We start from the raw sequence: 25,845 nt of genomic DNA on the forward strand, positions 1-25,845 counted from the left end.
CAGCCGAGAGGGAAGCGGTCACGAACGCGATTGGTTCAGTCCGCTGTGATCTTTCAGATTTCCTGATTGAAGGCGCCGATTTCGGGATAGGCGGCGAGGCGCGGCTTAATCTCCTTGCGGAACAGGTCGCGCATGTCGTCTTCGGAACGCATGCTCTCGACCACCACGACCAGTTCCGGCTTGTTGGACGAGGCGCGGACCAGGACCCATGAGCCGTCGTCCAGGTGCACGCGAACGCCGTTGACGGTGATAGCCTCGACGATCTTGCGGCCCAGGATTTCGCCGCCTGCTGCGGCCAGATCGGAATACTCCTTCACGATCCGCTCCAGCACGCCGTATTTCAGCTCGTCGTCGCAATGGGGCGACATGGTCAGGCTGGTCCAGGCGTCCGGCAGGGCAGTCTTCAGTTCACTGAGTTTCTTGTCCGGATTGCGATCCAGCATGGCCAACACTGCGCCGGCCGCGACCAGGCCGTCGTCGTAACCGTGGCCCAGATCGCCGGCCATGAAGAAGTGGCCCGACTTCTCGAACCCGGCCAAGGCGCCCAGTTCGGCGGTCTTGCGCTTGATGTATGAGTGGCCGGTCTTCCAGTACACGACCTCAGCGCCGTTCGCCTTCAGGATATCGTCGGTCTTGTAGAGGCCGGTCGATTTCACATCGACGACGAAGGTGCTGTCCGGATAGACCTTGGACAGGTCACGGGCCAGCATCAGGCCGATCTTGTCGGCGAAGATTTCCTCGCCGGTGTCGTCCACCACGCCGCAGCGGTCTCCGTCGCCGTCGAAGCCAAGGGCCAGATCGGCGCCCGTCTCACGCACCCGCTGGGCCATCTGCACCAGCATTGCGTGATCTTCCGGGTTTGGATTGTATTTCGGGAAGGTGTAGTCGAGGTCGGTGTCCATTTCGATCACCTCGACGCCCATCCGGCGCAGGGCGTCGGGGGCGAAGGCGCCGGCCGTGCCGTTGCCGCAGGCGCAGACGACCTTCAGCGGTCGCTTAATCTGCACCTTGGAGGCCACGTCGGCGACATAGGTTTCGCGGAAGTCTTCGACGCGCACTAGCTTGCCGCCGGGGCGGGCCACGCCCTCGCCGTTGAGAACGATTTCTTTCAGGCGGCCCATCTCGTCGGGGCCGAAGGTCAGGGGCTTGTTCGCCCCCATTTTCACCCCGGTCCAGCCGTTCTCATTGTGGCTCGCCGTGACCATGGCGACGCACGGCGCATCCAGTTCGAACTGACCGAAATAGGCCATCGGCGACAAGGCCAGGCCCACGTCCAGAACCTCCATCCCGCCTTCCAGCAGCCCCAGGATCAGGGCCTGTTTGACGCTGAGGCTGTAGCCACGAAAGTCATGGCCGGTGACGATCTTGGGCGCGACGCCGATTTCGTGGACGTAGGTGGCCAGGCCAAGGCCAAGAGCCTGAATGCCGAGAAGGTTGATCTCTTTTTCCAGGATCCAGCGCGCATCATATTCGCGAAAACCGGTCGGCTTGACCAAGGGCTGAGTTTCGTAAGCAGCCGTGTTCGGCTTCAGGTCCTGACGGGGTTTCATCATGGCTTGTCCTTGGGGCGGCTCGACGGGCCGATCGATCAGGCGGCGGCGCGTTTGCGGATGCGGGCGATGCGTCGCAGGCGACGCCAGAAGCGTCCACGCTCGGGTTCCGGATAGGGTTGCAGGTTCTCGACGAACTGCTCGGCCGAAGCGCGCCAGCTGAATTTTTCCGCATAGGCGCGCACAGCCTTGCGATCGAGATCAAGGCATTGCAGGCAGGCGGTCTTGAGGTCCTTGTCGATTGCGCCGGCGTTCGATCCTGGAATGATGTCGATCGGGCCGTGGGCCGGATAGGCCGCGACCGGCGTGCCGGCGGCCATGGCTTCCAGAATCACCAGACCGAAGGTGTCTGTCCAGCTGGGGAAAACGAAGACGTCGGCGTCGCGGAAACAGCGGGCCAGGTCGTCGCCGAACTTGGCGCCGAGGAACTTGGCCTCCGGATATTTTTCCTCGAGCTCGGCGCGGGCCGGGCCATCGCCCACGACAATCTTGGTGCCGGGCAGGTCCAGTTGAAGGAAGGCCTCAATGTTCTTCTCGACCGCCACACGGCCGACGTTGAGGAAGAAGGGCCGCGGCCAGTCCTTGCCGCCAAGCTCGTCGTAGATGCGCTCCAGATCGGGGTTGAACACCTCCGTGTCCACGCCCCGCGACCAAGGGGAGACGTTCTTGAATCCATGCTCGACCAGTTCGTCGCGCAGGGTCGGCGTCGCCACCATCAGCCGTCCCGACGGCTTGTGGAACCACTTCATATAGGCATAGCCGACCTGAACCGGGATCGGGAAACGAGCCGAGACGTATTCGGGGAATTTGGTGTGATAGCTGGTCGTAAACGGCAGCTTCCATTCCACGCAGATGCGGCGGGTGGCGATACCGATGGGGCCTTCGGTGGCGATATGGACGGCCTCGGGTTCGAAGGCGCGCAGCATCTCGCGGATCTCTTCTTCCGCTCCCAGCGCCAGCCGGATTTCCGGATAGGTGGGGCAGGGGATGGTCTTGAACAGACTGGGTTCGATGACCTCGACCTCATGGCCCATGCCGCGGCATTCCGCGACCGTGCGCGTCAGGGTGCGGACGACGCCGTTGACCTGAGGTTCCCAGGCGTCGGTGGCCAGAACGATGCGCATTGAGGCGGGCGGACCCTGAGCCGTTGAGTAAGGGCGGAACTTCTAGACGGTTCGCATGACGAAGGCGAGACGGATGTCGAGAGCTCTGATTACAGATCCAGCGAAGAGGCAAGATCAGGGCGCAGGGCGCCTAGCGTGGCCCTGACCTGACTGTAGGCGGCCATGATGTGGTAGAGAGAACTGGCAGGCGCTGGCTCGTCGATGAAATCGCCGCTCTCCAGCATTTTGTCGCGCCACAGACCGACGGGCGTCAGGTAACGCCAGAGGGCGCGCTGCGCTTTGGCGGCTTGCATCAGGCACAGATCGCGTCGACCGTCGTCTGAAGACGACGCCAGGATCAGGGCGGCCTTCAGCCATTCCGTCTGCGGCCACAGGCGCGCCCGCGCGCTTCGGATCGAGCCGTCGATATCCATCGCATCGATCGCCACCCCCCGCGAGGGATCGACACCGTTCAGGCCAGCCTCGAACAGTCGCCAAGCCACCTCGAGTGTCTCAGCGTCGGCGCGGGCTCTGGCGTAACGAGCCAGAAGCCAGGCCCATTCAAACTGATGGCCGGGCTCTATCAGCGAACCGTCGCCGCCGGCTGCCGGAGACCAGTCGGAAGAGAAGAATTCTCGGATCGTGCCGGTGTCGGCATCGATGAACCGTTTGCGCGCCAAGGCGACGATCCGATCCGAAAGCCCTGCCCAGCACGAGTCGCCTCCTGCGTCCTCCCACGCGAGCGCCGCTTCTAGCAGATGCATGTGCGCGTTAGCTTGATAGGGATGGTCGCCAGTTTCCACGACACCACCGTCAGCGTCCATGGAAGCCACCACCTGATCGCGGATTTGGGCCGCCTGATCCTCGACGGATGCCGCGGGCACGGCGATCGAAATGTCGGCCAGGGCGAAGAGAAGGAAGGCCTGATCATAGATGGTCGTCGTGTCGTCTTCGGGCGTGCCGGAGACAGACAGCCGGGTCCGCAGCCGCCCGTCAGCCTTCATGAGGCGCTGCTCAGTCCAGGCCAAGCCTGATGTGACCACACTGCTCCAAGGCCCTGGCCAGCCGAGACGACCTGCTGCAGAATAGACTTGGAGTTGGCGCGCCTGCACGACGGCGCGTCGTGAGGCCGGAAGTCGCCGCCCGTCCTGGGCCAGCAACTCCTCGAAGCCGCCCTCGGCGTTCTGGCCCAAGGTGCACCAGGTCGGCAGCGCCGTTTGCCGCACCCACGCCGCGAAGCGCGTCGCGCCCTGCTCAAGCGTTTCCTGGGGCGTCTGCGGGAAGTCGAGATGGCGCGGCGACAGCCCTTCCAATCGACTTACGATCTTTCGCACGTCCTGGCTTCGTGCCAGATCGGTAACCAATACCGCGTCCCGTTCGACCACGATGGCGAGATCGGACACGCCGACGGCGGCGACCAGGACGCCGTCGCAGGCCCGGACCAGGCAGTTCTCGGCGTCCTCGAACACATGCAGGCCGACGTCGCCCTCACCCGACCGGTGAACGGCGTCCCAGGCGCCGAGGTCCGACCAATCGAACGCAACTGGAAGGACGGCGGCGCGCCGAGTCGTTTCCATGACGGCGTAATCGATGGAGATCTTCGGCGCATCGCCGAACCTGCGGCCCAAGAGGATCGCGCCGCCGTCCGAGAGCGAAGAATCGAGCGCATCAGAAACGGCCTCGATCAGGCCTGCGGTGGCCTGGCGTAGCTCGTCTTGAAGCACATCGGCGCGGACGACAAAGTTGCCGCTGTTCCACAGATACCCCTCGGCGATGTAGCGTTCCGCGGTGACGAGGTCGGGCTTTTCGACGAAGGCCTTGACCTCCGCCAACCCCTCGCTGCGGGGGGCAATGTACCCATAGGCCGACGAGGGGCCGCAAGGCACGACGCCAAACGTGACGATGCGGCCGGTATGTGCGGCCTCGCTTGCCGTGAGAACTGCAGCGCGAAACGCGTCGCCGTCTGGGATGTGGTGATCGGACGCGACAAACAAATTCACCGCATCAGGATGCTGTCGTTTGGTCCAGATGGCGGCGGCGGCCATGGCGGCGGCGGACTCTCGCGCTTCGGGCTCCAAAAGGATGGTTGCGTCGCGCCCCAGCTCTTTCAACTGTTCGCAAATCGTCTGTCGATGCGCAGCGCCGCCAATGACGATCAGCCTGCCCTTCGAGCCGGCCAGGTCGATGACGCGCTCGACGGTCTCCTGAAACAGGGACCGATTGCCTGACAATGGAATGAACTGCTTTGGGCGCGACGGTCGCGACGCGGGCCACAAACGCGTGCCGGAACCGCCGCACATGATGACAGGGAAAATAACCGGCATTGGCGACGGCGTCGTACCTTGTTGTTGTGCGTGCAGGCATAGGGTAACTGAGAGCGTCCGTCACCTGCCGCAAAGCTTTAGGTAGATAGACCGCAATCAAAAGTATTCTTTAGCCTCCTTATAGAGGCAGCACCGTCGTCGATTTCACCTCTTCCAGCACCGCATAGGTTCGGGTTTCGCGGACGCCCGGCATCCGCACCAGCACGTCGCCGAGGAAGGCGCGGTAGGCGTCCATGTCGCCGACGCGGGCCTTGATCAGGTAGTCGAAGCCGCCGGCGACCATGTGGCACTCAAGCACCTCCGGCTGACTACGAACGGCGGCGGCGAAGGCTTCGAAGACGTCGCCGGTGGTGCGGTCCAGCAGGACCTCGACAAAGATCAGCAGGTCCCGGCCAACCTGAGCCGGGTCGATCATGGCGGCGTAGCCGGTGATGATCTTCTTTTCGCGCAGCCGTTTGACTCGTTCGAAACAGGCGGCGGGCGACAAATTGCAGCGCCGCGCCAGTTCGGCGTTGGAAATGCGGGCATCGGTCTGAAGCACACGCAGGATGCGGCGATCAACGGCGTCGATATCGATCATCGGAAATCACGGCCTCGCACCGAATGAACTTCGGTCCAGCCATGTATCATACGAAGCACCTTCAATGAACTCCGGCATATACGGCTGAAATCCACAGGATTTGTCGCCGATGACCACGCCCGCCTTCATGCCTTCGAGCCTGGCCGCCTGGGACGGTCTGGATACGCACAAGTTCCGCGACGAGCGTGAGGCCGTCGCCGCCAATCTGGCGCGCATGCCTCTGGATGCGAACGAACGCGCGGATGTCGTCGCGGAGGCCACCGCCCTGGTCGAACACGCCCGGCGCAGCCAGAAGAAGCAGGGGGTGGTCGAAAGCTTCCTTCAGCAATTCAGCCTGGGCACTCGCGAGGGCCTGGCCCTGATGTGTCTGGCCGAGGCCCTGCTGCGCGTGCCGGACGAGGAGACGCGCGATCGGCTGATCGCCGAGAAGATCGGTTCCGCCGACTGGGCTTCGCACCTGGGCCAGTCCGACAGCCTGTTCGTCAACGCCTCGACCTGGGGTCTGATGCTGACCGGCAAGCTGGTCGATGTGGACGACGAGGCGCGCACCGATCTGCCCGGCTTCCTCAAGCGGATCGCCGGCCGACTGGGCGAGCCGGTCATCCGCCAGGCGGTGGCCACCGCCGTCAAGATCATGGGCGAGCAGTTCGTGGTCGGCCGCACCATCCAGGCGGCGCTGAAGCGGTCGAACAAGGAAGGCTGGCTGTGCAGCTTCGACATGCTGGGCGAGGGCGCCCGGACCATGGCCGACGCCGACCGCTATGAGAAGATCTACGCCGACGCCATCGAGGCGGTGGGCAAGACATCCAAGGGTCAGGGACCGGAGCACGGCCACGGCGTTTCGGTGAAACTGTCGGCCCTGTCGCCCCGCTATGAGGCGACGCACGAGGATGACGTCTGGGCGACCCTGTATCCCCGCATCCTGCGCCTGGCCCAGATCGCGGCGAAATACGACATCAACTATACGATGGACGCCGAGGAAGCCGACCGTCTGGCCCTGTCGCTGAAACTGCTGGACCGGCTGGCGCACGAACCCAGCCTGGGCGGCTGGACCGGCCTGGGTCTGGCGGTTCAGGCCTATCAGAAGCGCGGCCTGGAGACGATCGAACGGGTCGCAGACCTGGCGCGTCGCTCGGGCCGCCGGCTGATGGTGCGCCTGGTCAAGGGCGCCTATTGGGACACCGAGATCAAGCGCGCCCAGGTCTTCGGCCGCACCGACTATCCGGTTTATACGACCAAGGCGGCGACCGACCTGAACTACCTCGTCTGCGCCAAGGCCATGATCGAGGCCGCGCCGGCGATTTACAGCCAGTTCGCCAGCCACAACGCCCACACCTTGGCCGCCGTCCGCCGCATGGCGCGTGATCACGGCGTTGTAGTCGAGCACCAGCGCCTGCACGGCATGGGCGAGGCCCTTTACGACGCTGCTCATGAAGCCTGGGCCGATGAGACCGTCATCGTCCGCGCATACGCCCCCGTCGGCGGGCATGAGGAACTTCTGCCCTATCTCGTGCGGCGCCTGCTGGAAAACGGCGCCAATTCCTCCTTCGTCCACGCCCTGCTGGATGAGCGCGTGCCCGCCTCGGCTGTCGCGGCCGATCCCATTTCCCTGGTCGAGCAGTCGCCTGACCGTCACCCCAAGATTCCGGTTCCGAAAGACATGTACGGCGATCGTCAGAACTCCCTCGGCCGCGATTACTCCCAGGCCGCCGACCGCGAAGCCCACGCCAAGGCGCTGGAACTGGTCGACCGCGAGAAGTTGACCAGCGGCCCGATCATCGGCGGCAAGCTGCGGGCCGGCATCGACGCCCAGGACGTGACCAATCCTTTCGATCGATCACAGGTGCTGGGCCACGTCTCCGAAGCCGAGCCGGCCGACATCGACTCCGCCGTCCAGGCGGCCGCCGAGGCTCAGGTCAAATGGGACCGCCAGGGCGGCGCCAAGCGCGCCATCGTCCTACGCGCCATGGCCGACGCGCTGGAGGGCGATCTGGATCGGCTGGTCGCCCTGCTCAGCCGCGAGGCGGGCAAGACCCCGAACGACGGCGTCGCCGAGGTGCGCGAGGCCGCCGACTTCTGCCGCTATTACGCCCTGCTGGCCGAGCGCGACTTCACCGCCGCGGAAACGCTCAAGGGCCCGACTGGCGAGACCAACCAACTGTTCCTGCACGGACGGGGCGTCTTCGCCTGCATCTCGCCGTGGAACTTCCCCCTGGCCATCTTCACCGGCCAGATCGCCGCGGCCCTCGCCGCCGGCAACGCCGTGCTGGCCAAGCCCGCCGAACAGACGCCGCTGATCGCCGCCGAGGCCGTACGCCTGTATCACAGCGCCGGTCTGAACCCCGTCCTGCTGGCCCTGGTCCCCGGGCGCGGCGAGACGGTCGGCGCAACGCTGGTCACCCATCCGGGCATCGACGGCGTCGCCTTCACCGGCGGCACCGACACAGCCGCCGCCATCAACCGCTCCATCGCCGCCCGGCCCGGCGCCATCATCCCCTTCATCGCCGAGACTGGCGGCCTAAACGGCATGTTCATCGACACCACGGCGTTGAAGGAACAGGTCATCGACGACGTGATCCAGTCGGCCTTCGGCTCGGCCGGCCAGCGCTGCTCGGCCCTTCGCGTTCTCTATGTGCCCAAGGATTCGGCCGACGCCCTGATCGAGGGCCTGAAGGGCGCCCTGGCGGTGCAGGCGGTGGGCGACCCCGCCGACCCGAAGACCGACATCGGCCCGGTGATCGATCCGGAATCGCGGCGCGCGCTGGAGGCCCATGTCGAGCGCCTGTCGCGCGAGGCCGAGATCGTCGCCCGCGCCGCCCTGCCGATGGGCTCGGAGAAGGGCGACCTGTTCGCCCCCACCATCGCGGAAATCCCGACCCCGGACTTCCTGGAGCGCGAGGTGTTCGGACCCGTGCTGCACGTCTATCGCTATGATCCGTCAGAGCTGAAGACGGTCGCGGGCAAGCTGGCCGCGCGTGGCTACGGCCTGACGCTGGGCGTGCACAGCCGCATCGAGGCCTTCGCCGACGAGGTCATGTCGCTGGTCCCGGCGGGCAACGTCTACGTCAACCGCTCGATCACCGGCGCGGTCGTCGGCGTCCAGCCATTCGGCGGCGAGGGCCTGTCGGGCACCGGCCCCAAGGCGGGCGGCCCGAACAGCCTGATCCGCTATGCAGCGGAAAAGGCTGTCAGCATCAATATCGCCGCGCAGGGTGGGGATCCGGCGTTATTGAGCCTCTAGCATGGGATGTTCGCTTGCCTCACCCAGGCACGACGTATATGCGCTTGATCGCTACGCCCGTCATTACACGAAGCCAAGGCTTTAATGATCTCCTCGATGCGCTATCACGGCCGTGTCATTGGCGCGCTTTTTATGCGTGAGACCATCACTCGCTACGGTCGAGAGGGATTGGGGTTCCTATGGCTGATTGGCGAACCCCTGATCTTCTGCCTCGGAGTGATGGGCTTATGGGCTGTCATGAAGCCTGAGTATGAGCACGGCGTACGAGTCGCGCCCTTCGTAATGACGGGGTATATGTGCTTGCTACTCTTCCGGCACATAGTTGGCTATAATCTTAATGCTCTTCAGGCAAACGTCGGCTTAATGCACCATCGCGCAGTCAAGCCGTTGCACATCTATGTATCGCGCGCGCTTATGGAGTTTTCTGGTGCGACCGTTGCATTCGCGATCGTTTACATCATCTTGCTCGTACTTGGCGCTGTTTCGCCTCCTCATGATGTCCTGCTTATGTATAGCGGTTGGTTGATCTTGTTCTGGTTTTCTACAGGGCTTTCGTTGACTTTCTCTGCCCTATCTATCCGCTTTGAGGTTATGGAGCGGATCGTGCCAGTTTTTATGTATCTCATGATCCCGCTGTCTGGAGCTTTCATTATGGTGGACTGGTTGCCGGACGCGTATCAGAGAATATATTTGCTTATTCCTATGCCTCATACAGTCGAAATGGTGCGGGCTGCAACTTTTGGTGAGTTTGTTCCAACCCATTACCATCCGTGGTATCCTATCGCTTGGTCTGCGGTGCTTACACTAGTTGGTCTTGCTCTTCTTGCGACTGCGAGGCGACGCGTGGATGTTGAGTAAATCTGCCTCGCTTTTGGGATCCTGCAAATGAGTAACTCGGAACTTCGTTACCTTGGTCCTCTCGACAACGAACGAGGGAGTTCCGCGCGACGTGATGGTGTTTTATCGACGTTGCGCCGAATCCCGGCGTCTTTCGTGCTGGCGGTGCTAGCGCCCACGTTGATTGCAGCTATTTATTTGCTGTTTATAGCGTCGCCTCGCTACGTTTCGGAGGCGCGTTTTATCGTCCGCTCGTCGGTCGAACAGCAGCCGTCTTCTCTGGGCATGGCATTACAGGGCGTAGGGCTGTCTTCCGCATCGACCGATAACTTCGCTGTTCAGGAGTACTTAAGTTCCCCCGCCGCGCTCCAGGAGCTGGGAAGCAAGTTTGATCTACGCAGTGCGTATGATCGCCCCGACGTGGACATACTTTCGCGCGTCCCGGGCGTACTGGGGGACGACTCTTTCGTATCGTTTCGTAAGGGTCTGAGCCGATATATGACCGTGGGATATGATTCCACGACAGGCATCAGCACACTGCGCGTGGAAGCATTTTCCGCTAAGGACGCCCAGCGCATCAATGCCCTTCTACTTGATGGCGGCGAGGCATTGGTGAATCGCCTCAATCGTCGATCCGCGACAGACGCTGTGCAGGAAGCTGAAGTCACGCTTCGGGAAGCCCGAGAGCGGCTTAATGCAGCACAGACGGCGCTAACCAGTTTCCGTACTCGTGAGCGCTTCATCGATCCTCAGAGCACAGCTCGAGAAGGAGCAAATCTCATCGGAGAGCTGGCTGTACAGTTGGCGACGCTGAGAGCCGAGCGCAACCAACTTGCGGCAACCGCGCCTCAGAGTCCGCAGCTTCAGGCGTTGGACAGCCGCATCGGGGCCTATCAAGCTCAGATTGCTGCGGAGCAGGGCAAGCTCGCAGGCGCAGCGGATTCTCTAGCGCCGAAGATCAGCACCTATGATTCATTGATGCTGGAACGCGAGTTCGCTGATAAGTTAGTCGCGTCGGCGACGGCCGCTCTTAATACCGCTCAGCTAGAAGCGCGGCGTAAGCAACTGTACCTTGATCAAATCGTCACACCAGACCTTCCGGACAAGCCGCAGGAGCCGAAACGGTGGTTAACTCTACTGGCGGTGCTCTCGTCGCTTTTGGTCGCGTACGGCATTGGCTGGATGCTTTGGGCGGGCGTCCGGGAGAGTAGGGCTCACGCATGACGACCCAGAACGGGATCGGACTGCTCGTCGAGAAACTCGGAAAGACGTATCTCACCGCCGGCGCTAAGCCGGTATTCACCGATCTGAGCTTCCAACTCGGACGCCAAGATCGTCTCGCAATCCTCGGCCGCAACGGGCAGGGTAAATCGACTCTAATTAAGATCTTGGGAGGCGTCCTATCGCCGTCGGAAGGAGCGGTGAGTTGGTCTATGACCTCGTCATGGCCGATCGGCTTTGGTGGCGGATTCCAAGGAAGTCTGAGCGGCGTTGACAACATTCGCTTCATTAGTCGGATATACGCGAAGCGCTACGAGGAAGTGTTCGACCGTGTCGAGACATTCGCGGAGCTGGGGAAGGCCTTAAATCAGCCGGTGAAGCACTACTCGTCAGGAATGCGTGCTCGCCTCGCGTTCGGCCTATCGCTTGCAATCGACTTTGAATGCTATCTGGTTGATGAGCTAGTCGCTGTCGGCGACGCGCGCTTTCAGGAAAAGTGCAACGAAGAGCTGTTTGAACGACGTGCTGATCGAGCATTTCTTTTAGCATCGCACAGCATGGATATGATCAAGCTTACTTGTCAGCGAGCGCTGATAATCGAAGGCGGAAAGGCCAGGATCTTCGACGATATCGATGAGGCGATTGACATCTATAATTGGCTCAGGTCATCATGATCGACCGTTCCGTTATTCGGATCGTACAGACTCCTTCACCCGTATCCGCGCTTTGGCGTGCGGCGATCGCTAGTGCTTGCCAGGAGCGAGGATGGGTCTACACCGAGTTCTGGGGAGGCGAGCCGCCAGTGCTCGACGAGACGAAGCGCCACGTTGTGTTAAGTTGGAGCGTGGATGACGCGTTGCCTGTCAGTCAGTGGGTGCTGATCGCTTGCGAACCTTCCGAAGCGATCAGTTCACTCGAAAGCCAGCATCAGCTCCCCGTCTCTGACGCACGGTATCATGCATCAGGAAGGTTCGCCGCAATGAGCATGTTGGCGATGAAAGGCGCACCAGTTTTTCAAGATTCCTGGGCTGAGTTGGATATTCCTGGACTTGGACGCGTCGAACTAGGTAGCCTTCCGACAAAGCGCGTACGCGACGTGAGTTGCCCGCTTTCCATGTATGACTCGCTCCCGCCTGCTATCGGGTGCACGGCGCTCTGGCCTCCTGAAATATTCAGCTACGATACCCCTCAATACGGCGATGGAGAGATTGCACTGCTCGGGCGGCGCAGACTCCTGTTCAACGGCCCAAACTTATCGCTATGCGCGGGAGTGTGGTCAGTGAACGCGCAGATCGACATTGACCCAGCGCCGCGCGCCGAACTCTTGGTGGAATGGGGCCATGGATACGAGACATCCAAGCTGGAACATGCATTCACGGAGCCAGGTCGCTTCGAGTTCCTGCTGCGGCATGAGTGGAACTTGGCCGCCCCCGCCGATTTCCGTATCAGTCTGATGTTGCCCGCCCTGGATGGTAGAATCGCCTTTCGTAGGCTCGCCGTGCGCCGAGAGGCTTGATCGAAGGGGCGTCAGTCACGCTGATAAATGGCGAACATGAAATCGTGCGCTAATACGCCAGCATGCGTCAATTCTCGTTCCATCGAAATTAACATATGAACAATCGCGCGGCTTTCCGGAGATCCGTCGTTGATGCGGTCTCCGTTCAGATAACCAAACAACGGATGCAAAAGCGCACCTCCTACGTCCCGGCGGTATGTCTCGCGGAAGTACAGGGGCAACAACAAGGGGATCAGCGCTGAACGGACGCCCTCCGTTGGGTCGTTCGCAATGATTGCTTCCATCCTCGGCAACTCCAGCCTCTCGCCAGCACCCATACGGAAAGTCAGTGGGAGGTGATCCAGGATGCGATTAACGATCTCGACCTGATGCTGTGAATAAAGTTGATAGCAAGGGCCGACATATTCATTCACAATCACGCTCCCGCCTGGGCGAAGAACGTGACGGACAGAGCTCAGCATGCCTTCGATGTCAGTGACGTGGTGCAGTGATCCGGAGAAGAAGACTGCATCGAACGAGGCTTCCCTTCCAGGATCGGATACGAAGTCCTCGAACAGTCGCACTTGGAAATCGATCGCCAATCCTTCTTCAACCGCTTGGCGAGATGCCATTTCGATGGCTACCGGCGAAGCGTCGAATGCAGTCACATGACGCGCAAAACCTCTGCGCCCTATGGCCAGTTCGTGACTTCCATCACCACAGCCAATCGACAGCAATCGGTCTACCGGGGAAATCCCTTTCGTGAAGAGCCATTCAAGCCAAAATCCGGGCTCACCCGTCATTCGCAAGTACAACTCTTCCGCGACTTGCGGATTTTGTGTCCAGGCAGAACGGGTCGCACTCTCGTACATCCGATCCCAATGCGCGCTGGCCTGCGCCGCGCCAACTGCCGCCGTCATGATCCCTCAACCTGATAGGGCGACGCCATTAGGCGACGCGGTGAGCGTGAGACCGCCGCTTCCCTGATCAGGACGGCGTAATGCTGGAGCATGTCTCTATAGCCCGGACGACTTTCAAGAACATCGCGACTGTGTGAGGCCATTCCATGGCGCCGTCTCGGATCATCCATAAGCTCTGCTATCCGACGGGACAATTCTTCTGCTTCCCCGGGTTCATAGAAGATCGCGTTGATATCCGCTTCAACGACTTCCGGAATGCCAAATACCGGCGTGGTGATGATGGGCAGTGAGAAGGCCATCGCCTCCACGATCACGCGCGGCGCACTTTCGACCCGAGACGTGCAGATACAAATATCCGCAGCAGCGTAGTACACGGTCATATCGGTCACGGTGCCGGTTATTTTGATACGCGATGCCAACTCGGCGGAGAGTCCCCGAACATGCTCATTCAGCAGGGCTGCATATTCTGCTTCCGCTAGAGCTCCGACGACAAACACCTTTAGAACGCTCGCACGAGATTCTAGCTGCGCTAGGGCTTGAAGTAGATCCAACTGCCCCTTTCGTCGACAAACGGTCCCCATCAGTATGAGGACGATCTCACCCTGTCCTACCTCTAAGTGACGTCGAGCCTCCTCCCGTGTCCAGCGTCCAATTTCCATCTCAATTCGCTCGGGCGGTACGCCGTGACGCACGACCTGCGCGTTGTCTCTGGTCTGCACGGCCGCCCATCCTCTCCGAGTCGCCTCGGCCACATAGGTGACGCGATAGGCCTGTCCAAACGCGGCATAGGCGTAAGCCTGAACCGCCAGCTGCTCGGCATCGAAGTATGTTTCCCAAGGTTCGCTCTCGTGCTGACACCAGATAGATCCGACACCCGCACGTTCTGCGGCGTTGACGGCAAAAAACATGGGAAGCGTGTTAGCGATCACAACGTTGGCGCCGAACTTGTCGTAGACATCGGCGAGTGCGGCTATCCTTTTCTCAAAGTTGCAGACATCTGTCCCAACATGTGGGCTCTCGAAAAAATGGACCGGAATGCCAGCATCCTCATAAGCCCCTCTCAATGGACCATCTGCGGGCGCAAGCACGACGACGTCAGCTTGGCCTGTCTGCTGCAGTCCTACTAAGAGGTCGAAGAGCGTATTGGGCGCGCCTTCGAAGTTCAGGTTGTGAGAGAAGGCGCATATCCGGATCGGGTCCTTCGAGTGCCCCGGCCGCCGCCGCGATGCCGGTTGGAAATGCTCGTTATCTAGGCTCAGATTCGGATTGTAGCTGGGATCGATGAAGTCACCGTAACGCCTGCGAAGGTTCACTACTTCTCGCGGATTGTCACGCTTTGCGCGCGATTTTCCCTCGAAATGAAAGAGCTCAGCTTCCGGACAGTAGATGCAGCGCCAGCCATTCTGTGTCAGTCGGTAGCCGTAGTCCACGTCGTTGTATGCGACGGCAAAGAGGTCCTCGTCAAAGCCACCATGTTTGTTGAACAAGGCGCGAGGCGTAAGCATGCAAGCGGCCGTGACAGCCGAGTACTCCCGCGCCGCCTTCACAAAACTTAGGTACCCCCAGTCATGGGGAGCAGCGCCTCTGAACGCATGACCAGCCAGTCCCTCATGATAGCCATGCACGATGCCGCCGTGCTGTAAGGTTCCATCAGCAAAATACAAACGCGCACCAACCGCACCCACGTCTTGCATGCGACCGTAGCCGACCATTTGGCTGAGCCAGCGTGGGGCGATCACCCGTGTATCGTTGTTCAAGAAGAGGACGAACTCAGTGTCTATATGTTGCACCGCCTCGTTCATCAGGGCCGCGTAGCTAAAGCCACCGGGCTGACGGGGAATGGTGATCACCCGGTGTCGCGACCGACGCGCAAGGGCATCAAGATAATCTAGTGTAGCTGCGTCGTCGCTTCCATTATCGACAATGAGCACTTCGTAGTTCGCATAGCTTGTCAGGGCGAGTGATTCTATACAGTCCTTGAGCAAACTGGCTTGATTGTAGGTCGGCACTACGATGGTTACATTCGGACCGCTGTCAGGAAAATCGATAGAAAACATTCCGATACGCGCGTCACGGGCCCACTGCGGATGCATGGCGCGACCCTCCACGCCACGCCGGTCAAGCGCTTGCTGGAGCGCCCGCAAGCCTGCATCGAAACTTTCGGGTTTGGCGTCTCCTGATTGAGCCGTAGACCCCACCGTAGCGCGCCAATGGTACAGCACGCGCGGTATGTGGCCGATATGGCGGGCTATCTCAGTAGCGCGAAGGGCAAAGTCATAGTCCTGCGCGCCATCAAAGGACGCCCTGACGCCGCCTAATTGTTCGAACAGCGAGCGCCGGACGCTCACGACGTGGCTCATGTACATAAAGGACATCAGCAGCGTCGGCGACCAATCCGGCTTGAACTGGGGCGCGAAGCGTCGCCCCTGATCATCGATCTTATCGTCGTCGCTGTAGACGAAATCTGCATCGGGTCGCTCCGCATAGTAGAGAGCGAGTTCAGCAAGTGCATCTGGTGTCAGCCGATCGTCATGATCAAGAAAGACGATAATCTCGCCTGTCGCCAACGCGGCGGCCGCATTTGTGGCTTCAGCTATGCCACTGTTCGATATCAATCTCCGGCACTTCACCTTGGGAGATGACGCTTCGATCTTAGAGAGAGCAGCTAGAGTGGCCGGCGCCGTACTACCATCATCGACGAGACATAACTCCCAACCATTGTATACTTGGGCTTCAACAGAGGAGAACATCTCCGCAAGGTGACAGGGCGGTGTATTGTATACTGGGGTGATGATGGAGATGGTGGGAAGGTCACTCCGTCTCTCCAACGCCTGACGCAGGTCGCGTTCCTGCGCACTGGTGAAGACGTTTGCCGCCAGCCAGGCGTCGTAGCCGTGAATTGACTTGAGATACGGTGCCAGATTGGGCGTTGCCGTTTTAGAAACGCGTTCCAGCTTTCCGGCACTATCCGAGTTTGGTAAGCAGTTCGATGAACGCGTTGGAGCCGTCGGCCAGAGGCCCATCGCCCTTAACCGCTTGCGCAGCACCCTTATCGGCCGTGGCAGGTTCCGCCTCGGCGCACGCAGTGCCAAGAGGTCGGTTGCCGGACCTGCGTTATTTATAGAACCGATGACATGCTTTAAGCTATTCATCTCGGATTTCGCGCTGCTGAGTTCTCGAGACAGCCGAGCTGCCTCCGACTCCAAATGGCTTACCCGCGCTAGGAGATTTTCTTCCGAACAGAACCGCGCTTCCGACATGCGTATTGTACTTCAAATCACCGGGAGGGGGGCGAGATCGCGAATGTCATACACGCTATATTACCCGCGTGTCGTTAGGGCTAGCAAGGTCCCGAGCTTCGCTGGAAGCCTGGCTTTATGCCAGAACATCTCCGGCATCTCGCGGGTGACCGGCACGCCCCTCCCTTTGCCCGAAAAGAACGAAATGCTCTAGGGGGCGCTCGACGAAAGTGAGATCCGCGTATATGGCGCGATACCAAGACGGATCAAACCGACGGCTTGGCTTCAGCCCCAGCGATTCTCCAACTTGGATATAGTGGGCGAGCAACGAGGTGTTGGCGATGTCCTCGGGGAGCTGTCGTTTGTAAAACGCGGGATCGAACAGCGGGTTCGGCGATAGTCCCATTGCGTCCCCTCTGCGGATATAATGCAGCACCGGTGATTGGTTGATGGTCAGTCCAGCGTGCCGCGCTTGGCGTAGGTAGAAAGCTGTGTCGAAGAGGGCGCAGGGTTCCAATCCGTTGTGGCTTCCAACGGTGAGGAAGTGCTTCATTAAATCGTCAGCGGCCGCTGCTTTGCCCGCCTGAAGTGCATAAAAGTTCGGATCGAAGAGGCTGCTGCCATCCAGGTCTATCAGGTCTTCCAGTCTGAGGTCGGCAATGGAATGTCGTGCCCAGTTATCCTCAATCAGATCAAGCAGAGCGATCTCGTGAGCCGCGCCAAGGGCTCCTCCTGATGGTGCGGTGGCTTCGCCGACCAGCTTCGCCAGTCGCTTCCAGAAGTGACGATGATCGCCTTCTGCGTATTGGGCCACAACTTCTGTTGCTCTGTCAGGCGTATGCTCGATGACCGATTGCGAAAGTTGTTCCATCGGGCGAGGTGTCACGCCGACATAACGGTAAGGATTGTCGGTGGCATACTGGAATATCTTTCGACCAGCGACAGCAGCATCGATCAATAAACTCGAAAGGGAAGATGCTACGGCATCAACTCCGCGCAGCACCCGGGGAGTATGATAGTCTGTCAAAATTGCCGTGTGATCATCGAAACAGACCACATTATCCCTAATTAACTCGGAGTAGTCGGCGGCGCTCTCCAGCGGATGAGGCTTAAGGATAAATAGCCACTCCCGATGTCTCGCCGCTAGCCGACCCAATACGTCGAGGGTCGACCCGGCTTCGGCATGGGCGCCCCAATGAAAGTTCGTGCCAACTAGAATGGTCTTTTCGAAATTAGCGCTCGGCACAGCCAGGCGAGCCTGGAGCGCGCCAGCACCAGGAGCGACGGCCTCGGCGAGGCGAGAGCCGCCCGTGACGATGAAGGCGTCAGGGGGATTGGCACCGTTCGATACCTCCAGTCCGAGATAATGCCTGCGATTATCCTCAAAGAAGGCGCGGTGCTCATCGCCCCATGTGAGGACGTAATCCGATCCGAAGGAAATCGGACTGCCGAACTGCTCGATCCAGACCCCGTGCTGAAGCAAGTAGGTCGGAAGTGCTCGCATGCGTGCAGCAGTTACCAGCTGGCGACTCAGTGCGTGCGATTCCGTGACGCCGGATTCCGACGCCGACAACATCACTGCGTCATTGAATCGATTCCAAGGGAGTTCCGCCACCCGCCGATAAAGGATGACCTCAATCCCAAGGGCGCGCAGAGCATGGCTGATCAAGACACGCTGAATCGGAGTGGTGCCAGCACACTCTCGCAAAAACGCTACGGATCCTGTGTTCTTACGATTTGTCAAATCCACGACGGGTCGAAGATGCAAGAAGTCTTGTAGATGGTGAATGTTGAGTATCACCGGTCGGCGGATTAGGTTCGACGGACTCCACTTCTCACGGATATAAGCTACGTCTAGTAACTCTTCTATATCGACCTGAAATTGCTTGAGGTCGCTCACAGTTCTCGACTTGGTCAGAACTAGTTGAAGGGGACCTCGATCTGCTGCGTCCCCAAAGGGGTCGCTTTGCTGCCAAAGGCGAGTTACGCAAGGCATAAAATGCCCTTGGTGTGACCGGTCGGCTGGATGGTGAATGCGCTGATGTAGGGTCTCTATGACGTCGAACCCCGCCATCGTCAGCAACTTCACTCAGGTTGGCTTCGGCAAGAGCGAGCCGCCCTCTTCACCCCGCGGTCGCGTTGAGATACTGACCAGGGCGCGATCCTTCGTGAGCTGCGCGAAGTTGAAAAGAACGGTCGCGATCTGCGTCAACGGAGCCTGTTCTAGAACTCCCAGCGCCACCGTGAACCAGTCGCTGGAGGTGCGCTCCAACTCCGCCCGCGATCGTCCGATCACCGACGGTCGCGGGTTTGGCGGCGCGGAAACGCCAACAGCTTCACCTGCCAACAAGATGACCGCGTAGCCTGCGGCTTCGCAAGCCTCTGTGAACTCACGCGAGGCGTGGCCAAGAACCAGCATCCGCTCGGCACCGAGTGCAATGCGATCAAGCTCTCTGACGAGTTGGTCGATAGATGGATCCAGTTCGACCTCCTGAATTCTGCGAGCAGTCCGTTTCCAGCCGGTCCGCTACGCTACGCGACAGGCAGACGGTCGGGGGGGAACGTGGCAGTTTGAAGACGCGGACCGATCAAGTCCAGGTGATCAATGGCGCATTGCGCATAGCTGAGGGGGGGGCGGATACTGGCGTAGAAGCGGTTCCACTGCTCTACGTCATTCCCTGCTTGCAGAAGCGTGGATCGCCAAGCCAGCGCATTGCCAGCGCTGACGTGAAGCCCGTCGACGCCATGGGTGATCTTTTCAGCCATTCCACCTATGTCAGAGCCGATCACAGGCCGGCCGTGAGCAAATGCTTCCTGGATCACCATAGGTGAATTTTCCCACCACACTGATGGAACGACCACCCAGTCGATGTTTTCCATGCGCGAAGACAGTTGGCTGGTCTCGTATGGCCCAATCCATTGCACCACACCTTCATCTTCGAGGGGGGCGCGTAGTTCATTCACCTCGTGCTGGAACGCGGCAGACTGATGTTCCAGATTAGCTCCATGAATCTCTAGGACGACCCGCTTTCGCTCCCGCTTCGACATCGAGGCCAACGCCTTCAGCAGAACCGACACCCCCTTGTACGGATTCACCTGTCCGAAGAAGGCGAAACGGTTACGAGTCTCGCTAACACCGAGCCGACGCGGCTCCAGCGGGGCGCGGTTGGTTTGGCCATTCTCGATGACGACGATCTTGTCGGCGGGGATGCCCCAATTAAGGTAGCGGTCTCTCAGAAAAGCCGAGGGGGCTATAAATTGGTCTACAAATTGGAAGAAATGCCGAAAGGTGTGGTTTCGAAGCCAGAAATCTTCCGGCGTACGCTCTGGAAAGCACCGGCTGCAGTCTTCCAGTCCAGACTCGTGACATAGGCGGAACGATCCTGTCTTGATCATTTGCCCGTTGTTATGACAGATGGCAATGTATTCGTGTAAAGTCAGTAAGATCTTTATTTCTGGATCAATTCTCTTGATTACTGATAGGAATTCCAGTCCCAAGTGGATGAAATGGTGTGCGTGAACAATAGTTGGCTTCAGCGTTTGGATTAGTTCGCTAAAGTATCCAAAAACCTCGAAACGATTGGCCGCTTTCATTGTGAAAACGTCGGGCGTTCCTTGCTCCCAGAGATATTCGTTCAGCCTCCGCTGTGTGATGCGGCCCGTCGGCCCTCTCCTACGATCCGCGCGCGCAAGAAACCAGGACGCCTCGACAGAAGGGTTAGCGGCATATGCCTTAAAAAGATTATATGCGGCAATCTCGCCGCCTCCTTTGGAAAAGTCAGGGTGTCCGTGCGATATGGACAGAATTCTGTGTAGGTCAGTCATCAGAGCGCCTTTGATATCGGAGATTCTAGAAATTGTTTCCAGCGAGCTTGATGACGCGCCGCGTTGGCCAGAGTGATCTTGGACCGAAAATCGCTCTCGCCCCACAGAGCAAACGATTGTCGCTCAAGATGAGTAAGTTCAATGGTCGGCAGGTATCCTACCGTCATTCCATCTTGCCTGACTTTAAAGCAGAGGTCAGAGTCTTCGAAATCCCCGATCAAGTACCCGACATCCCAACCCCCTAGTCGAACGAAATCATCACGTCGCATCAGGGCGCACGCTCCGGTAATCAGTTCCATTCGGGCCAGGGTGACGTGAGAATCCGCCGCTGGGTCAAAACCCATTTTCACGTGGTGGTTGATCCAGATGCCGAGACTTTCCAGCCGGCGGTTGATCATGCCTGCATGCTGAATGCCGCCTTCTGCAAACAGAAGGCGGGGGCCAATGATGCCGATATCGGGGTTGTTGTCGAGCGCGGCGACCAACTGCTCCAGCCATCCTGGCTCCTTTGGAAAGACGTCGCTGTTTAGGAAAAGCAACGCGTCAGCTCGCGCATGCGCTGCGCCAAGGTTATTCGCTCCGGAGAAGCCTCGGTTTATACTACCCCAAATCCAAGTGAAGGGCGTACCGTACAGAGTGAGCAGTTCTTGGGCAGAGCCCATCATCGAAGGGATAAGGCGCTCATCGTCCACCACGTACAATATCTCGCAGTGATCACGAATATAGGGATCCAAGCTGAAGCACATCAGTTGGTGCTCAACGAAATCCATCCGACCATATAGTGGGATAACCACTGAGACTTTGGGGCTTGCGCATCGAAATCCGACCGTACTGACTTCAACGGGTAGTTCCTGCAGTCGCTCCTGGTGTCGCTCAACTATAGGCCCTAGGATCGGCCAGTCGATCGCACTTACCCGATCTATGAAGTTGGCGGGTGGACTGGGAACTGCGAACAGTTCCGCGGCGGCTTTTTTGGGATCGGCGCTGAGAATCTTAGGCGCAGTAAATCTGGCCAGCAGGCTGACGCCTTGGCGGCTGGCTGCATAGAAAGCACCGCCATGGCGAGGGCGTAAGCCAGGGACACGCACCATGAAGCCGACTTTGGGGTCAGCCACGTTCATTTGGTCGAACATGTTCAGAACGTCTGGCCTCTCCCACCACTGAGCGTTTTCGAACGAGCAAAGCCCGCCATCGTCATCTTCAATCCAGAACGTCGCCGGCTCCTCGTGAAGCGCCCAACCGCTGATCGCGCCGCCCGCGGTGTCGGGACCAATCACGCAGAAATCCACGGCGCCCGCCACGATTGGTCTGTCTGACCGCTCCTTCGGAAACGCCGAGAGGACTTCCAGCCAAGCGGCAGAGCCAAAAGGCCGCGCGGCGAGCTCCTCCATGACAAGATCGCCGACGTGCTCAAACGCCTCCGTAGTCGCCTTGTGTTCAACTAAAAGTGGCGTGGACGAAAGAACGCCGCCTACGCGTGGCCGCCATTTGAGCGTCAACGCTGTGGGGGTCTCATTGTTCACGTCCCACTGTGCGCATATGACGAACCCGAGATACTCCGAGGCGGGTGTCTCTAGGAAGGCGGACACGTCTGGACGGGAAGCGCTCCGAACGCGGATTGCAAGCGGCGCTGAACCGCTTTGTAGCTCCAGAGCGGGATCTGGTTCGCTCGTCCAACCAAGAAGCAAGATTTTGCCACCGACCCGTAGGACGTGGTCGATCTTGATTGTAGCTTCTCCGCCGTCAAATAGGACGCGATGGTGATGGCGTTGAAAGTCTGCCGCATCCAAGGCCTTAGGTGGAGAAGGCTGCGCTTTACCGCGCAGGTGAGACCAGGCTTGTTCGCGCATCATCGTGAGTCCTAAATTCTAGATCGGCTGCTCTCGGGTTGGGCGCCGATCTGGCACTAGCCGATCAATCGTAGCTGGTAAATCGTGGAATGCCCGGCCTTGATCTCCATGCGGCCGAATTGCCGGCATCTGCTGCTTGCCCGTTTACCCGACACCCGTTACGGCGTCGCGCATCTAACGAAAGGACGGCATGGGCGTTCATCTGATCACGGGCGGAGCTGGTTTCATTGGTTGCAACCTCGCAGCCGCGCTTCTTAGGCGGGGCGCGCGCGTCATCGCTATGGATGACCTTTCTCGCGGCCGGCCCGATAACCTCAAGCAGGCGGCTGGCCTCGGCCGGCTAGACTTCTTCCAGATAGATTGTTCAGACGCCGAAGCTATGATGAAGGGCTTGGAAGGTGTCGATCACATTGACGCCGTTTGGCACTTGGCGGCCAACTCGGACATTCCGGCCGGCGTGGCTGATCCAAATGTCGATCTACGTCGAACGTTTCTTACGACATTTGCAGTTCTGGATGTCATGCGCAGGCGAGGCGTGGAAGCGCTCCATTTTGCGTCGAGCTCTGCAATCTACGGTGATCATGGGGAACGCACCATTTTTGAGGATATGGGTCCTCTCCAGCCTATTTCCAACTATGGGGCCATGAAGCTTGCATCGGAAGCGCAGATTCGGGCGGCGGTGGAAGCCTGGCTGCCACGCGCCAGCATTTTTCGCTTTCCCAATGTGATCGGAGTTCCAGCTACTCATGGCGTCATGCTGGATTTTTGTCGCAAGTTGAAAGCATCCCCGCATCTGCTGGAGGTTTTGGGCGACGGCAGGCAGCAAAAGTCATATCTTCACGTCGAAGATCTCGTGAGCGCTCTCCTACACATTGCCGGTTTGCCCGGACGCTATGAGGTATATAACGTCGGGCCTCACGACGAAGGCGTTTCCGTGAGATTCATCGCGGAGGCCGTCCGCGATATGGCCTTCCCCGCCGCCGATATCGTGTTTGGATGCGAACCTCGTGGCTGGATCGGGGATGTGCCCCAGGTGCGATACTCGACTGAACGCCTGGCGAAAACAGGATGGACGCCGAAAATGTCATCGATCCAAGCCGTGCGGCGCGCCGCCGCTGAGATCATCAGTCAGGAGGTGGCTTTATAATGCAAGCCGTGATCCTAGCTGGCGGTAAGGGCACGCGCCTGGCCCCGCGTCTGGACGGCCGGCCAAAACCGCTCGTAGATGTTTGTGGTAGGCCGCTTCTTGCCCGTCAGCTCGAGGCGCTCGAAGCCCATGGGGTCGAAGAAGTGCTACTTTTGGTAAGTCACAAAGCTGAAATGATAGCCGCCTTCGTCGAAGAGCGCGAAAATCTGGCACACATACAGCTGATCGATGATGGGGAAGGGCGAGGCACTGCTGGAGCTCTATTAGCCGTATATAGAAGGCTCAAAGAACGTTTCTTGGTTGTGTATGGTGATACACTTTTCGACATCGATATACACCATATGGTTGATCACCACCTGGCTACTGGAGCGGACGTTACCCTCTTGCTTCATCCTAACGACCACCCTGCTGACTCGGACTTAGTCGAGATGGATGGAAGGGGGTGGATATCCCGCTTTCATGCATATCCTCATCCTGAGGGCTCTGTGCTGGGCAATCTCGTGAACGGAGCATTTTATGTCTGCGAACGCGACGCTATAGAGAGCTGGCAGGACATGCAGGCTCCATGCGATCTCGCTAAAGACCTATTCCCTCAAATGTTGGCTGCTGGACGGCGGTTGAAAGGCTACAAAAGCCACGAGTACATAAAGGATTTGGGCACACCTGCACGCTTGGACAAGGCTGAGCGGCATCTACGAGGTGGCGTTGTGAGCCGTGCCAGTCGACGGCATCTTCAAAAAGCCGTTTTTTTAGACCGAGACGGCACCTTGAATGCGCTAAACGGCTATATCACGCATCCAGACTCCTTGGAGCTTTTCAGGGGTGCAGGCGCTACCGTGAAGCGGCTAAATGATGCCGAATACAGGGTGATTGTTGCCACTAACCAACCAGTCTTGGCACGAGGTGAATGTGATGATGAAACCTTGCAGCGTATTCATGCGAAAATAGAAACTGAATTGGGACGCGCTGGAGCATACTTGGACGACATCCGTGTTTGCCCCCATCACCCAGACGGGGGCTTCGCGGGCGAAGTTAAGGAGCTCAAGTGCTTGTGCGACTGTCGCAAGCCAGCCCCAGGGCTTTTGCTGCAGGCTGCTAGGGATATGCGGATTGATCTTAGGCGTTCATGGATGGTGGGCGACAGCTCCGTCGACTTGGCCTGTGCGCGCGAAGCGGGCGTATCATCCGTTCTCGTGCTAACGGGTGAAATGGGGCGCGACGGCCGCTGTAGCGCCGCGCCCGACTTCGTAGCGGCCGATATCGGAGCCGCGGTAAGCTTGATCCTTGATCAGGTTCCCGCTGCTGAGGCGGCCGCTTCCGCCTGGCTATCCGATCTTCCAGCGGGCGTTGTTTTAATTTTTAGTGGCGGCTCGGACCAGGCGCGTAGATCAGTACGCGCTTTGTTCCGGCGAATAGAAAATGTGAAGACGGAGGGCTTGTCGTCCAACTTTGAGTTCGGGGGGGGCGATCGAAAGCAGAGGCTAAACGTGGATGTGGCCTATTGGGCGGCGATGCTTTCATGATCATCAGCCAAACGCCACTCCGCATGAGCTTTGTCGGCGGTGGAAGCGATCTGGAAGCCTTTTACAGGGATGAGGTCGGCGCCGTCCTGAGTACCGCGATAGATAAGTACGTCTATGTTAGTGTGAATCCCAAGTTCGATGGAGGGATTCGCCTGGCATATTCCCGAACGGAGGAAGTCGAACGGCTCGATCAAGTGGAACATCGATTGTTCCGAGCTGCATTTGAAACGCTGGGGATCAGTGGGGGGGTGGAAGTGACCACCACGGCTGATATCCCCTCCCGTGGAACTGGGCTGGGATCTTCCAGCAGCTTCACGGTTGGCCTGCTGAAGGCGATGTACGCCTACTTAGGACGCAGCATCTCAGCGGCGCGGGTGGCAGAGATCGCCTGTCACGTGGAAATAAATCGCTGCGGCGAGCCAATCGGGAAGCAGGATCAGTACGCAGCCGCGTTTGGTGGCGTGAATCTGATCGAGTTCCTGCCTGATGGAACAGTAAGGGTCGATCCCGTCATCATGACGGCAAAGACGCGAAGGTGCTTCCAGCAGGAGTTGATGGTGTTCTACACAGGTAGGACGCGAAGCGCATCCGACATCCTTCGGGGGCAGTCCGAAGCGGTGATTGACAATGCGCAGGTTCGTAGGGCGCTTAGGCGCATGGTTCGCTTAGCGTACATAATGCGTGACGAGCTAAGCGCGGGAAATCTAGACGCGGTGGGTGAGATTCTCAAAGAAAATTGGGCACTGAAGAAAAGCTTGGCAACGGGGATCAGCGATCCGGAAATCGATGCGTGGCATGATGCTGCTCTGCTTGCAGGGGCCCACGGCGGCAAGCTGTTAGGCGCTGGCGCTGGTGGATTTCTAATGGTCAAGGCTCCTCTCGAACGTCACGGAGACATCCGCCGAGCTGTGGGCCTGCGTCAGGTTCCCGTTTCATTCGTCTCGGGCGGTAGCCGCATACTCTTCTATAATCCTCCTAGCGAGCTGTGAC

The 25,845-nt window shown here is 59.3% G+C and carries 18 protein-coding genes; 8 read left to right on the forward strand and 10 right to left on the reverse strand.

Annotation, left to right across the window (positions count from 1 at the left end; translation table 11 throughout):
* Positions 1 to 53: 53 nt before the first annotated feature.
* The 4 genes from E7T10_RS02235 to E7T10_RS02250 form a co-directional block, all read right to left on the reverse strand.
* The gene (locus tag E7T10_RS02235) at positions 54 to 1,553 is read right to left on the reverse strand and encodes a phosphomannomutase/phosphoglucomutase (protein ID WP_137720539.1); all 1,500 of its coding nucleotides are present in this window, start codon (positions 1,551 to 1,553) and stop codon (positions 54 to 56) included.
* Between the two features lie 35 nt (positions 1,554 to 1,588).
* A complete protein-coding gene (locus tag E7T10_RS02240; RefSeq protein WP_137720540.1) occupies positions 1,589 to 2,674 on the reverse strand; it encodes a glycosyltransferase family 1 protein in 1,086 nt (361 codons plus the stop codon).
* An 89-nt stretch (positions 2,675 to 2,763) separates the two neighbouring features.
* Entirely contained in the window at positions 2,764 to 4,977 is a 2,214-nt protein-coding gene (locus tag E7T10_RS02245) for an AGE family epimerase/isomerase (protein WP_246846077.1), read from the reverse strand.
* A 118-nt stretch (positions 4,978 to 5,095) separates the two neighbouring features.
* Positions 5,096 to 5,557, reverse strand: a complete 462-nt coding sequence (locus tag E7T10_RS02250) for an Lrp/AsnC ligand binding domain-containing protein (protein ID WP_039243792.1) — start codon at positions 5,555 to 5,557, stop codon at positions 5,096 to 5,098.
* A gap of 109 nt (positions 5,558 to 5,666) precedes the next feature.
* On the opposite strand from E7T10_RS02250, the gene putA reads away from it, so the two are divergent.
* The 5 genes from putA (at position 5,667) to E7T10_RS02275 (ending at position 12,372) form a co-directional block, all read left to right on the forward strand.
* Entirely contained in the window at positions 5,667 to 8,798 is a 3,132-nt protein-coding gene (gene putA / locus E7T10_RS02255; protein ID WP_137720541.1) for a bifunctional proline dehydrogenase/L-glutamate gamma-semialdehyde dehydrogenase PutA, read from the forward strand.
* A gap of 96 nt (positions 8,799 to 8,894) precedes the next feature.
* Positions 8,895 to 9,656 carry an ABC transporter permease gene (locus E7T10_RS02260; RefSeq protein ID WP_246846078.1) on the forward strand — a complete coding sequence of 254 codons (762 nt, stop codon included), beginning with the start codon at positions 8,895 to 8,897 and terminating at the stop codon, positions 9,654 to 9,656.
* A 27-nt stretch (positions 9,657 to 9,683) separates the two neighbouring features.
* Positions 9,684 to 10,859, forward strand: coding sequence for a chain-length determining protein (locus E7T10_RS02265; RefSeq protein ID WP_137720543.1), 1,176 nt, complete (start codon positions 9,684 to 9,686; stop codon positions 10,857 to 10,859).
* Positions 10,856 to 11,530: an ABC transporter ATP-binding protein gene (locus tag E7T10_RS02270; protein WP_137720544.1), complete on the forward strand. Its 675-nt coding sequence runs from the start codon at positions 10,856 to 10,858 to the stop codon at positions 11,528 to 11,530. The genes E7T10_RS02265 and E7T10_RS02270 overlap by 4 nt, the downstream gene beginning before the upstream one ends.
* The gene (locus tag E7T10_RS02275) at positions 11,512 to 12,372 is read left to right on the forward strand and encodes a hypothetical protein (protein WP_137720545.1); all 861 of its coding nucleotides are present in this window, start codon (positions 11,512 to 11,514) and stop codon (positions 12,370 to 12,372) included. Before E7T10_RS02270 ends, E7T10_RS02275 begins: the two co-directional genes overlap by 19 nt.
* A gap of 11 nt (positions 12,373 to 12,383) precedes the next feature.
* On the opposite strand, the gene E7T10_RS02280 is transcribed toward E7T10_RS02275, so the two are convergent.
* From E7T10_RS02280 to E7T10_RS02305, 6 genes are all read right to left on the reverse strand, one after another.
* Positions 12,384 to 13,271 carry a class I SAM-dependent methyltransferase gene (locus E7T10_RS02280; RefSeq protein ID WP_137720546.1) on the reverse strand — a complete coding sequence of 296 codons (888 nt, stop codon included), beginning with the start codon at positions 13,269 to 13,271 and terminating at the stop codon, positions 12,384 to 12,386.
* The gene (locus E7T10_RS02285; protein WP_137720547.1) at positions 13,268 to 16,531 is read right to left on the reverse strand and encodes a glycosyltransferase; all 3,264 of its coding nucleotides are present in this window, start codon (positions 16,529 to 16,531) and stop codon (positions 13,268 to 13,270) included. The genes E7T10_RS02280 and E7T10_RS02285 overlap by 4 nt, the downstream gene beginning before the upstream one ends.
* Positions 16,532 to 16,646: 115 nt before the next feature.
* The gene (locus E7T10_RS02290; protein WP_137720548.1) at positions 16,647 to 18,410 is read right to left on the reverse strand and encodes a hypothetical protein; all 1,764 of its coding nucleotides are present in this window, start codon (positions 18,408 to 18,410) and stop codon (positions 16,647 to 16,649) included.
* Between the two features lie 189 nt (positions 18,411 to 18,599).
* Entirely contained in the window at positions 18,600 to 18,929 is a 330-nt protein-coding gene (locus tag E7T10_RS02295) for a hypothetical protein (RefSeq protein WP_137720549.1), read from the reverse strand.
* A gap of 113 nt (positions 18,930 to 19,042) precedes the next feature.
* Positions 19,043 to 20,335, reverse strand: coding sequence for a glycosyltransferase family 4 protein (locus tag E7T10_RS02300; protein WP_137720550.1), 1,293 nt, complete (start codon positions 20,333 to 20,335; stop codon positions 19,043 to 19,045).
* Positions 20,335 to 22,185: a glycosyltransferase family 2 protein gene (locus E7T10_RS02305; RefSeq protein ID WP_168189870.1), complete on the reverse strand. Its 1,851-nt coding sequence runs from the start codon at positions 22,183 to 22,185 to the stop codon at positions 20,335 to 20,337. Before E7T10_RS02305 ends, E7T10_RS02300 begins: the two co-directional genes overlap by 1 nt.
* Positions 22,186 to 22,375: 190 nt before the next feature.
* Here E7T10_RS02305 and E7T10_RS02310 point away from each other — a divergent pair, with 190 nt between their 5' ends.
* From E7T10_RS02310 to E7T10_RS02320, 3 genes are read left to right on the forward strand one after another with little or no spacing between them, the layout of a single operon-like run.
* On the forward strand, positions 22,376 to 23,332 hold the full coding sequence (locus E7T10_RS02310; protein WP_137720552.1) for an SDR family NAD(P)-dependent oxidoreductase: 957 nt from the start codon (positions 22,376 to 22,378) through the stop codon (positions 23,330 to 23,332).
* Positions 23,332 to 24,855, forward strand: a complete 1,524-nt coding sequence (locus E7T10_RS02315; protein WP_137720553.1) for an HAD-IIIA family hydrolase — start codon at positions 23,332 to 23,334, stop codon at positions 24,853 to 24,855. The genes E7T10_RS02310 and E7T10_RS02315 overlap by 1 nt, the downstream gene beginning before the upstream one ends.
* Positions 24,852 to 25,844, forward strand: a complete 993-nt coding sequence (locus E7T10_RS02320; RefSeq protein ID WP_137720554.1) for a GHMP kinase — start codon at positions 24,852 to 24,854, stop codon at positions 25,842 to 25,844. Before E7T10_RS02315 ends, E7T10_RS02320 begins: the two co-directional genes overlap by 4 nt.
* Position 25,845: the final 1 nt, after the last annotated feature.

Source organism: Brevundimonas sp. SGAir0440, assembly GCF_005484585.1.
Classification (GTDB): domain Bacteria; phylum Pseudomonadota; class Alphaproteobacteria; order Caulobacterales; family Caulobacteraceae; genus Brevundimonas.

Excerpts from the sequence above, each read along its gene's own strand:
- E7T10_RS02315 (WP_137720553.1), top strand. The coding sequence starts at position 23,332 with ATGCAAGCCGTGATCCTAGCTGGCGGTAAGGGCACGCGCCTGGCCCCG.
- E7T10_RS02300 (WP_137720550.1), bottom strand. The coding sequence starts at position 20,335 with ATGACTGACCTACACAGAATTCTGTCCATATCGCACGGACACCCTGAC.
- E7T10_RS02305 (WP_168189870.1), bottom strand. The coding sequence starts at position 22,185 with ATGCGCGAACAAGCCTGGTCTCACCTGCGCGGTAAAGCGCAGCCTTCT.
- E7T10_RS02250 (WP_039243792.1), bottom strand. The coding sequence starts at position 5,557 with ATGATCGATATCGACGCCGTTGATCGCCGCATCCTGCGTGTGCTTCAG.
- E7T10_RS02295 (WP_137720549.1), bottom strand. The coding sequence starts at position 18,929 with ATGCTGGTTCTTGGCCACGCCTCGCGTGAGTTCACAGAGGCTTGCGAA.
- E7T10_RS02235 (WP_137720539.1), bottom strand. The coding sequence starts at position 1,553 with ATGATGAAACCCCGTCAGGACCTGAAGCCGAACACGGCTGCTTACGAA.
- E7T10_RS02245 (WP_246846077.1), bottom strand. The coding sequence starts at position 4,977 with ATGCCGGTTATTTTCCCTGTCATCATGTGCGGCGGTTCCGGCACGCGT.
- E7T10_RS02285 (WP_137720547.1), bottom strand. The coding sequence starts at position 16,531 with ATGTCGGAAGCGCGGTTCTGTTCGGAAGAAAATCTCCTAGCGCGGGTA.
- E7T10_RS02320 (WP_137720554.1), top strand. The coding sequence starts at position 24,852 with ATGATCATCAGCCAAACGCCACTCCGCATGAGCTTTGTCGGCGGTGGA.
- E7T10_RS02270 (WP_137720544.1), top strand. The coding sequence starts at position 10,856 with ATGACGACCCAGAACGGGATCGGACTGCTCGTCGAGAAACTCGGAAAG.
- E7T10_RS02240 (WP_137720540.1), bottom strand. The coding sequence starts at position 2,674 with ATGCGCATCGTTCTGGCCACCGACGCCTGGGAACCTCAGGTCAACGGC.
- E7T10_RS02310 (WP_137720552.1), top strand. The coding sequence starts at position 22,376 with ATGGGCGTTCATCTGATCACGGGCGGAGCTGGTTTCATTGGTTGCAAC.
- E7T10_RS02280 (WP_137720546.1), bottom strand. The coding sequence starts at position 13,271 with ATGACGGCGGCAGTTGGCGCGGCGCAGGCCAGCGCGCATTGGGATCGG.
- E7T10_RS02265 (WP_137720543.1), top strand. The coding sequence starts at position 9,684 with ATGAGTAACTCGGAACTTCGTTACCTTGGTCCTCTCGACAACGAACGA.
- putA (WP_137720541.1), top strand. The coding sequence starts at position 5,667 with ATGACCACGCCCGCCTTCATGCCTTCGAGCCTGGCCGCCTGGGACGGT.
- E7T10_RS02260 (WP_246846078.1), top strand. The coding sequence starts at position 8,895 with ATGCGCTATCACGGCCGTGTCATTGGCGCGCTTTTTATGCGTGAGACC.